Annotated in this window: 7 protein-coding genes; 4 read left to right on the plus strand and 3 right to left on the minus strand. The window is 74.9% G+C overall.

All coding sequences use genetic code 11. From position 1 onward, the window contains the following. Positions 1 to 21: 21 nt before the first annotated feature. Entirely contained in the window at positions 22 to 1236 is a 1215-nt protein-coding gene (locus ACFWAR_RS11810) for a geranylgeranyl reductase family protein (protein WP_385775776.1), read from the minus strand. Between the two features lie 466 nt (positions 1237 to 1702). Here ACFWAR_RS11810 and ACFWAR_RS11815 point away from each other — a divergent pair, with 466 nt between their 5' ends. Together ACFWAR_RS11815 and ACFWAR_RS11820 are read left to right on the plus strand one after the other, a co-directional pair. Beyond that, entirely contained in the window at positions 1703 to 3067 is a 1365-nt protein-coding gene (locus ACFWAR_RS11815) for a dipeptidase (protein ID WP_385775755.1), read from the plus strand. Positions 3068 to 3169: 102 nt separating this feature from the next. After that, the gene (locus tag ACFWAR_RS11820; protein WP_385775757.1) at positions 3170 to 3865 is read left to right on the plus strand and encodes an MBL fold metallo-hydrolase; all 696 of its coding nucleotides are present in this window, start codon (positions 3170 to 3172) and stop codon (positions 3863 to 3865) included. 21 nt (positions 3866 to 3886) lie between these two features. On the opposite strand, the gene ACFWAR_RS11825 is transcribed toward ACFWAR_RS11820, so the two are convergent. Continuing rightward, positions 3887 to 4897, minus strand: a complete 1011-nt coding sequence (locus ACFWAR_RS11825) for an NUDIX domain-containing protein (protein WP_385775758.1) — start codon at positions 4895 to 4897, stop codon at positions 3887 to 3889. A 220-nt stretch (positions 4898 to 5117) separates the two neighbouring features. Between ACFWAR_RS11825 and ACFWAR_RS11830 the strand changes: the two genes are divergently transcribed. Next, positions 5118 to 6122, plus strand: coding sequence for a LacI family DNA-binding transcriptional regulator (locus tag ACFWAR_RS11830; RefSeq protein ID WP_385775778.1), 1005 nt, complete (start codon positions 5118 to 5120; stop codon positions 6120 to 6122). On the opposite strand, the gene ACFWAR_RS11835 is transcribed toward ACFWAR_RS11830, so the two are convergent. Continuing rightward, positions 6112 to 6303: a hypothetical protein gene (locus ACFWAR_RS11835; protein ID WP_385775760.1), complete on the minus strand. Its 192-nt coding sequence runs from the start codon at positions 6301 to 6303 to the stop codon at positions 6112 to 6114. The two genes, ACFWAR_RS11830 and ACFWAR_RS11835, sit on opposite strands and share 11 nt — an antisense overlap. Before the next feature lie 159 nt (positions 6304 to 6462). On the opposite strand from ACFWAR_RS11835, the gene ACFWAR_RS11840 reads away from it, so the two are divergent. Further along, positions 6463 to 8832 (plus strand): WD40 repeat domain-containing protein, encoded by a 2370-nt coding sequence (locus ACFWAR_RS11840; protein ID WP_385775762.1) that lies wholly within the window; start codon positions 6463 to 6465, stop codon positions 8830 to 8832. The last annotated feature ends 34 nt before the right edge of the window (positions 8833 to 8866 follow it).

Below are 8866 nucleotides of genomic sequence, written 5' to 3' on the forward strand. Positions count from 1 at the left end.
GCGGATGCCCCCGGCACGCCTCTAGACCCGCTCCTGCCGCCGGTCGAGCGCGTGCAGTGCCTTGCGGGCCAGCGGGTACGTGCGGACCAGGTCGGCCAGGTCGGTCGAGCCACGGGTGATCCGGGCGAAGGCCCGCCAGGCCGGTCCGAAGCCGATGAGCGCGGCGTGCAGCACGCCCGGCCGGGACACGAACACGCCCAGCATGCGCTTGCCCACGCCCATCTCGACGCCGAGCCCGGCCTTGACCGCGAAGGCGTAGTTGAGGGCCTGGCGGCGGGCGTCCACCGCGTCCGGCGCCTCGGAGATCTTCACGGCCCACTCCCCCGCGAGCCGCCCGGAGCGCAGCGCGAAGGAGATGCCTTCCCGGGTCCACGGCTCCAGCAGCCCGGCCGCGTCGCCCGCGACGAGCACCCGCCCGCGCGAGAGCGGCGACTGCGGCGTGCGGCAGCGGGTCAGGTGCCCCGAGGAGACGGAGGGCTCGAAACCGGCCAGCCCGAGTCGGGCGATGAAGTCCTCCAGGTAGCGCTTGGTCGCCGCGCCGTCGCCCTTCGCCGAGATCACGCCGACGGTGAGGACGTCGCCCTTGGGGAAGACCCAGCCGTAACTGCCGGGCAGGGGGCCCCAGTCGATGAGGACCCGGCCCTTCCAGTCCTCGGCCACGGTCGGCGGGACCGGGATCTCCGCTTCGAGACCCAGGTCGACCTGGTCCATCTCGACCCCGACGTGGGCACCGATCCGGCTCGCGCTGCCGTCCGCGCCGATCACGGCGCGCCCCAGCACGATCTCCCCGCTGCCGAGCACCACCGCGACGGTGCGCCGGTCGGGCACCGCCGGACCGTGCTGCTCGACGCGGGTCACGGCCGTACCGGTGCGCACGGTCGCGCCCGCCTTCTCGGCCTCGGCGACCAGGGCCGCGTCGAACTCGGCCCGGTTGATGAGCCCGAACAGCATGCTCTTGGAGCGCCGGGTACGGGTCAGCTTGCCGCCCAGCGAGAAGGTCACCGCGTGGATGCGGTCCTTGAACGGCAGCACGAAGCCCGGCGGCAGCGCGTCCCGCGAGGGGCCGATGATGCCGCCCCCGCAGGTCTTGTAGCGCGGCAGCTCGGCCTTCTCCAGCAGCAGCACCCGCCGACCCGCGGTGGCCGCGGCGTGCGCGGCCGACGCTCCGGCCGGTCCGGCGCCGACCACGATCACGTCCCAGACCTCACCGCAGTCCTGGGCCTCCTCCGCACCCAGGGGCTCCTCGGCCCCTTCCTGCTCGCCCGACGCCTGCTGCTCGGCCGACGCTTCCTGCTCGCCCGGCTCCCGCGCGACGTTCGGCTCCTGCCGCCCGCCCGACTCCTGCCGCTCCCGGGCCCCTTCCGGCCGCCCGGCCGTCGTACCGGTCACCTCCGCCACTTCGCCCGCCCCCTGCGCGTCCTGCTCCGCGCCGCCCGCCTGGCCTGCGTCGCCCGCATTGCCCGCGCCGTGTACGTCGTCGCTGCTCACGATGTGCTGCTGCTCCTGATCCCGCGTTGGTCCCGATGGTCCCGACGGCCCCGACGGTCCCGGGGTCCCGATGCCGGGGAAATCCTACGGCGCGAGTCCGGCTCACCCCGCTGTGGGAGGATCGGACCGTGATACGCCGTAACCCGGTGTACGCACCCCGCCCCCTGTCCACACTCTTACGCAGACCAACGTCGCACCCAAAAGGAGCGTGCCCATGTCGACCGATCCGATCGTCGAGACCATCGCCTCGCTGATGCCCCGCGCCAAGCAGGAGCTGGCCGAGCTGGTGGCCTTCCAGTCGGTTGCGGACTGGGCCCAGTTCCCCAAGAGCGAGAGCGAGGGCGCCGCGAACTGGGTCGCCGACGCGCTGCGGGCCGAGGGCTTCCAGGACGTGGCGCTGCTCGACACCCCGGACGGCACGCAGTCGGTGTACGGCTTCCTGCCGGGCCCGGCGGACGCCCCGACCGTGCTGCTCTACGCGCACTACGACGTCCAGCCGCCGCTCGACGACGCCGCGTGGATCTCCCCCGCCTTCGAGCTGACCGAGCGCGACGGCCGTTGGTACGGGCGCGGCGCGGCCGACTGCAAGGGCGGGTTCATCATGCACCTGCTCGCCCTGCGCGCGCTCAAGGCCAACGGCGGTGTGCCGGTCAACGTGAAGGTGATCGTCGAGGGGTCCGAGGAGCAGGGCACCGGCGGCCTCCAGCAGTACGCCGAGGCCAACCCGGAGCTGCTGACCGCCGACACCATCGTCATCGGTGACGCGGGCAACTTCCGGCTCGGGCTGCCGACGGTGACCGCGACCCTGCGCGGGATGACCCTGCTCAAGGTCAAGGTGGAGACCCTCGGCGGGAACCTGCACTCCGGGATGTTCGGCGGGGCCGCGCCGGACGCGCTCGCCGCGCTGATCCGGGTGCTGGACTCGCTGCGCGCGGCGGACGGTTCGACCACCGTGGACGGGCTCGCCTCGGACGCCGTGTGGGAGGGCCTGCAGTACCCGGAGGCGGACTTCCGCGGCGACGCCCGGGTGCTCGACGGCGTCGAGCTGATCGGCAACGGCACGGTCGCGGACCGGCTGTGGGCCCGTCCGGCCGTCACCGTGCTGGGCATCGACTGCCCGCCCGTGGTCGGCGCGACCCCGTCGGTGCACGCCGGCGCGGGCGCGCTCGTCAGCCTGCGCGTGCCGCCGGGCGTGGACGTCGCCGAGGCGATCAAGCTGCTGGAGGCGCACCTGGTGGCGCACATCCCGTGGAAGGCGCGCCTCGAACTCGAGGTCGTCGGCCAGGGGCAGCCGTTCCAGGCGAACACCGACAGCCCGGCGTACGCGTCGATGCGTGCGGCCATGGAGGTGGCCTACCCCGGCCAGGAGATGCAGATCAGCGGTATGGGCGGATCGATTCCGCTGTGCAACACGCTGACCTCGCTGTACCCCGAGGCCGAGATGCTGCTGATCGGGCTGAGCGAGCCGGAGGCGCAGATCCACGCGGTCAACGAGAGCGTGTCGCCGCAGGAGTTGGAGCGGCTCTCGGTCTCCGAGGCGCTGTTCCTGGTCAACTACGCGGAGTCCAAGCGCGGCTGACGCCGCACCCGCGTCGCCCCCGCGGCGGCGTCCGCTCCGAGCGGACTCCGCTGCGGGCGAAGGCGCACGTCAACGGGGGGCGCGGACGCGTACGTTCGCGCCATGGACCTCGTGGACGTGATACCGCAACGACTGCACATGCTCCGCTATCCGATCGGCCAGGCCTACCTGTGGCGCGACGGCGGGGCACTGACCCTGATCGACTCCGGCCCGGTCGGCTCCGCCGCCGGGATCGAGGAGGCGATCCGCTCGCTCGGGCTGCGCCCCGAGGGGCTGGAGCGGATCGTCCTGACCCACTGCCACCGGGACCACATCGGCTCCGCGGGTGAACTCGCGGCCCGCTGGGGCGCGACGGTGGTGGCGCACCGCCTCGACGCCCCGGTGATCCGCGGCGAGCTGCCGGTCCCGGAGCCGGTGCTCCTCGACTGGGAGGTCCCGTTCTACGAGCGCGGGCTGACCCTGCCCGAGGCGCCGCCGACCCCGGTGGACCGCGAGGTGGCGGACGGCGACGCGCTGGGCTTCGGGGACGGGGCGTACGTCGTGCACGCGCCCGGGCACACCGCCGGCAGCATCGGAGTCCATCTGCCGCACCACGGCGTGCTGTTCACCGGTGACGCGGTGGCCTCGGCGGGCCAGGTGATGCTCGGGGTGTTCAACGTGGACCGCGCTCGCGCCCTGGAGTCCATGCACCGGTTGGCCTCCCTCGCCCCGTCGGTGGTCTGTTTCGGGCACGGCGATCCGCTCACCGGGGACGCCGCGGCCACCTTGAAGGCGGCCGCGGACGGGACCTCCGGCTGAGCGGCGCCCGTCGGCGCACCCTCAGGCCGCGCCGACCGGGACGCCGGCCTCCAGGTTGAGCACGGTCGCCCGCTCCCGCGCGCGCAGGGCCCAGCGCAGCCGTTCGAACCGGTGCCGCGGGAGCAGCCCGGCGGCCTCGGCCTCGGTCACGAACCGCCAGGCCCGCAGCTCGGGCCCCGGCAGCCGTACCCGGGCCGCCGCCTCCGGGGAGAGCCGCCCTCCGTCGAAGATCAGCCGCAGTCCGCCGTAGGCCGGGGAGCAGGGCGGTTCCCAGTCGATGACCAGCAGCCCGGGCGGCTGGTCGAGTACGACGCCCAGCTCCTCGGCGACCTCGCGCACCCCCGCACGGGCGGGCGCCTCTCCCGCCTCGACCACGCCACCGGGGAACTCCCAGCCCGGCTTGTACGTCGGATCCACCAGGAGCACCCGGTCGTGGTCGTCGAAGAGCAGCACCCCGGCGGCGACGGTCTCCGCGGTGGGCTCCGGGGTCTGCACGATGTCGCAGAGGGCGACCTTGTCGGAGCGCAGCGCTTCGGCGACGCACCGCGCCGTCTCCCGGGCCGTCAGGGCGCCGTTGTCGATGACGTGCGCGTCGGAGGCGAGCCAGCCGAGCGCCTCCCGGTAGGAGGAGAAGTGCGCCTGCGACCACGACCGGCCCCCGACGGTCGCCGCCCGGGACCGCAGGATCGTTTCCTCAGGGGCGAGCAGGACGTGCCGCACCGGGATCCGGCGCGCTGCGAGGGCTCCGAAGATCTCGTCCCGGTACTCCTGGCGCAGCAGGGTCATCGGCACCACGAGCACCCCGCCCACCTCGGCGAGCAGCGCGGCGGCGGTGTCCACGACCAGGCGCCGCCAGCTCGGCAGGTCCTGGTAGTCGGCCACCTCGTCGAGCCGCTCGCGCGGCAGCAGGAGCCGCAGGGCCTCACCGACGGTCTCGGGGTCGTACAGGGTGGCGTCCGGCAGGAGCCCGGTCAGTTCTCGGGCCGTGCTGGTCTTTCCGGCCCCGAAAGCACCGTTGATCCAGACAATCACGATTACCCCTCTTCCCGAAACTCCCGTGGCCCGTCCGAACCCCCAGTGGCTTGCCCGCACCAGCCCGTCGCGGAAACCCGGTAATCGGCCGAGGTGCTTATCCTCAAGGTCAGCGCGTTGCGACCGGACGCGCGACCGCCGTGCCCGCCCTCACCGGAGGTTCCTCACCGTGCCGCACTCCCGCCGTTCGCCCGAGCCCCGCTACGGCCGGCGGCCGACGATGAAGGACGTGGCGGCCCGGGCGGGGGTCGGCCTGAAGACCGTGTCCCGCGTCGTCAACGACGAGCCCGGCGTCACCCCCGACACCGAGAAGCGGGTGCACGACGCCATCGACGAGCTGGGCTTCCGGCGCAACGACAGCGCCCGGGTGCTGCGCAAGGGCCGCACCGCGACGATCGGCCTGGTCCTGGAGGACCTCGCCGACCCGTTCTACGGGCCGCTCAACCGGGCCGTGGAGGAGGTCGCGCGGGCCAACGGCGCCCTGCTGATCAACGGTTCCAGCGCGGAGGACCCGGACCGGGAGAGGGAGTTGGCGCTCGCGCTGTGCGCGCGCCGGGTGGACGGCCTGATCGTCATCCCGGCCGGTGACGACCACCGCTACCTGGAGCCGGAGATCCGGGCCGGGGTGGCGACGGTGTTCGTGGACCGCCCGGCCGGCCTGATCGACGCGGACGTGGTGCTCTCGGACAGCTTCGGCGGCGCCCGCGACGGGGTGGCCCACCTGATCGCCCACGGCCACCGCCGGATCGGATTCATCGGCGACCATCCCCGCATCCACACGGCCACGGAGCGGCTGCGCGGCTACCGGACGGCCATGGCCGCCGCCGGGCTCGCGGTGGACGGGGCGTGGGAGTCCCTCGGCTCGACCTCCCCGGAGCGGGTCACCGCGGCGGTCACGGCCATGCTCGCGGGCCCGGACCCGGTCACCGCCGTCTTCGCGGGCAACAACCGGGTGACGGTGACGGCGGTGCGCGTGCTGGCCGCGGCCGCCTCCGGAGCGCGGCCCGTGGCGCTGGTGGGCTTCGACGACTTCGAGCTGGCGGACCTGATCCGTCCCGCGGTCTCCGTGGTCGCCCAGGACGCGGCGGCCCTGGGACGGGTCGCGACCGAGCGCCTCTTCCAGCGGCTGGCCGGGGCGGACCTGCCGCCGGCGCGGATCGAGCTGCCGACCCGACTGATCGCCCGCGGCTCGGGCGAGGTCCGCCCGGAGGCCGTCACCGGATGAGGCCGCGCAGGACGGGCACCGCGCCGCCCCCCGCGGTCAGCCCGGCGAGGACGGACAGGGCGGGATGGGTGCCTCCCAGATGGGTGAGCACGCCCGCCGCGCAGCCGATGAGCACGGCCGTCACGAGGACGAAGGCGGTGTGCAGGGTCAAGAAGGGCTCGGGGAGCGGCTCGTTCGTCATGCCCCGATGTCAGCAGCCCGGACGGGCCCCCGGCACCGGTACCGAACGAAGCCGGACGTTTTCGGATCGCCCCCGAACCCCCGCGAACGGCAGGGGTGTTCCGTTCTGTTCGGCGAAGTCCCGGACCGACCGGCCACGCCCGTTCTAACCTGGTGGGCGATGGAGCCACCGAACAGCTTCGACGAGGGACTACGGGCCTTCGCGGCCGAGTTGCGCGCCCTGCGCGGCGAGCGCGGGCACCGCTCGTACCGGGAGCTCGCGGGGCGCGCGGGCCGGTCCGACAGCGGCATCCGGTTGCCGGTCGCGACCCAGAGCGACGCCTTCAGCGGCAAGCGGCTGCTCGGCTTCGACACCCTGATGGGGCTCGTACGGATCCTCTACGCCTACGACGCCTTCGGCCAGGAGATCGCGGTGCCCCCGCACTCCGCCCCCGAGTTGGAGCGGTGGCGCCGCGAATGGCGCGCCCTGGCCGCGCTGCGCCCCGCGGCGGCGGGCCGACGGGCGGCCGCGCCCGAGCCCGTACCGGCGACCGCGCCCGAGCCCGGGACCGGGTCCGAAGCTGCGGTCGCACCCGAACCGGCGGCCGCGCACGAGCCGCGCCCCGGCCCCGAGCCCCGGCCCCTGCCCCGGCCGGACCGCGTCCCGCCCCTCCTGTTCACCCCCCTGCACCGCCTGGCGCACCCTTCCGGTCCGGTCCGGAGCGTGGCCTTCTCACCGGACGGCCGGCTGCTCGCCACCACCTGCGCGGACGATCGGGTGCGGATCTGGCACACCGGGACGGGGAAGCGGTTCGCCGCTTCGCTCCCCGGCACCTTTCCCGTGCTGTTCACCCCGGAGGGGCGGATCCTGGTGACGGACGCCGGGAACCGCACCACAGTGCACCAGTTCGCGACCCGGACCCTCGCACAAGCGGGGCCCCCGCTGGTCGGCACCGGGGCGCCGCTGCGCATGATGGCCTGCGGTACCGACCCGGCCCTGCTGGCCGTGCTCGACTTCGAGGGGAACGTACGGCTGTGGAACCCGGCCTCCGGCGACGGGGCCGACCTGATCGAATCCGAGGAGGGGGACCCGCAGGGGCTGCGCACGCTCGTCCTGGTCCCCGACGGGCGCCTGCTCGGCGCCGGGTACGGCGCCCGGGTGTGGGACCTGCTGCACCCGCACCCCGGTACGGGGGAGCCGATCGGCCCGCGGGTGGACGCCCCGGGAGTACTGGCCCTCTCCCCGGACGGGAGGTCGGTCGCCTTCGGCCGTGCCGACGGCACCGCGGGCGGGCTCGGCACCCGGCCGGGCATCCCGCTCGTCCCGCTCGCCGGTCATCGGGACGCGATCCACGCCCTGGCCTTCCGCGCCGACGGTCGGCTGCTCGCCAGCACCTCCGCCGACGGGACGGTCCGGCTCTGGGACCCCCGCACCGGCCTCCCGGCGGCCCCGCCGCTCACCCTGCACGACGGAGCCGTCGGCGCCGCCGGAGCCCTGGCCTTCTCCCCCGACGGGCGGCTGCTGGCCGTCGGCGGCACCGACGGGACGGTGGTCCTGTACGGACGGGAGGCCCCCGCCCCGGCGCCCACGGTCGCCGCCCGCGCGCTGGCCACGGCGGTCCGCGCCCGCCAGCCCGTCCAGCTGCCGCCCGTGGAGGTCTCCGGCGCGCTCATCCGGGTCGCCTTCGCGCCCTCCGGTCGGGTGCTGGCCGCGACCACCGGCGAGGGGTCGGTCCTGCTGCACGATCCCGTGACCGGGCACGCCGTCGGCGAAGCGCTCGTCGACCCGCCCACGCTGCCCTGGGCGCTGGCCTTCACCCCCGACGAAGGCCTGCTGGCGACCGCTTCCGTCGGGCGGTCCGTGTGCCTGCGCGATCCGCTCGAGCCCTGGTCGGGGGACGCTTTCGAGACCGGGCACACCGGCGCCGTGAAGAAGGTCGCGTTCTCGCCGGACGGGCGGCAGATGGCGACGGCCGGCGCGGACGCCACCGTCCGGCTCTGGGACCGGTCCACCGGGCGGCTCATGGCGTCCTTGACCGAGCACACCAACGAGGTGGTCGGGCTGGCCTACTCGCCCTACGGCCTCCACCTGGCCAGCTCGGGCGCGGACGGCCAGGTCCTGCTGTGGGACAAGCACCTACGGGCCCTGGTGGGCCGGTTCGGCAGGCTCGGCGGGGGCACGGCCTGGGCCGTGGGCTTCTCCCCCGACGGCGACCGGCTCGCCGCGGTCCTGGCGGACGGCAGCGTGCGGTTCTGGGAACCGCTGACGGGCACACCGGTCGGCTCCGCCGGGGTCAGGGGCGGGGTCGGGGTCGGGCACACCGGCGCCGTCTACGACCTGGCCTTCTCGCCGGACGGGGAGCTGCTGGCCAGCGCGGGCGCGGACGGCAGGGTCCTGCTCTGGGACGTGACGTCGGGCGAGCGGGTCGGCCACCCCCTCGCCGGGCACACCGGCGCCGTCAACGGCCTCGCCTTCTCCCCCGACGGCACCCTGCTGGCCACGGTGGGCCGGGACGGCACCCTGCGCCGCTGGATCATCGGAGCCGGGTGAACGCGGCGGGGCCCGGCCGGAGTCCTCACCGACC

The sequence above is a fragment of the Streptomyces sp. NPDC059917 genome, from assembly GCF_042730635.1.
Classification (GTDB): Bacteria; Actinomycetota; Actinomycetes; order Streptomycetales; family Streptomycetaceae; genus Streptomyces.

What these genes read in the sequence shown, in the direction of transcription:
- ACFWAR_RS11840 (WP_385775762.1), top strand. Translation starts at nt 6,463, where the DNA reads ATGGAGCCACCGAACAGCTTCGACGAGGGACTACGGGCCTTCGCGGCC.
- ACFWAR_RS11835 (WP_385775760.1), bottom strand. Translation starts at nt 6,303, where the DNA reads ATGACGAACGAGCCGCTCCCCGAGCCCTTCTTGACCCTGCACACCGCC.
- ACFWAR_RS11830 (WP_385775778.1), top strand. Translation starts at nt 5,118, where the DNA reads ATGAAGGACGTGGCGGCCCGGGCGGGGGTCGGCCTGAAGACCGTGTCC.
- ACFWAR_RS11820 (WP_385775757.1), top strand. Translation starts at nt 3,170, where the DNA reads ATGGACCTCGTGGACGTGATACCGCAACGACTGCACATGCTCCGCTAT.
- ACFWAR_RS11815 (WP_385775755.1), top strand. Translation starts at nt 1,703, where the DNA reads ATGTCGACCGATCCGATCGTCGAGACCATCGCCTCGCTGATGCCCCGC.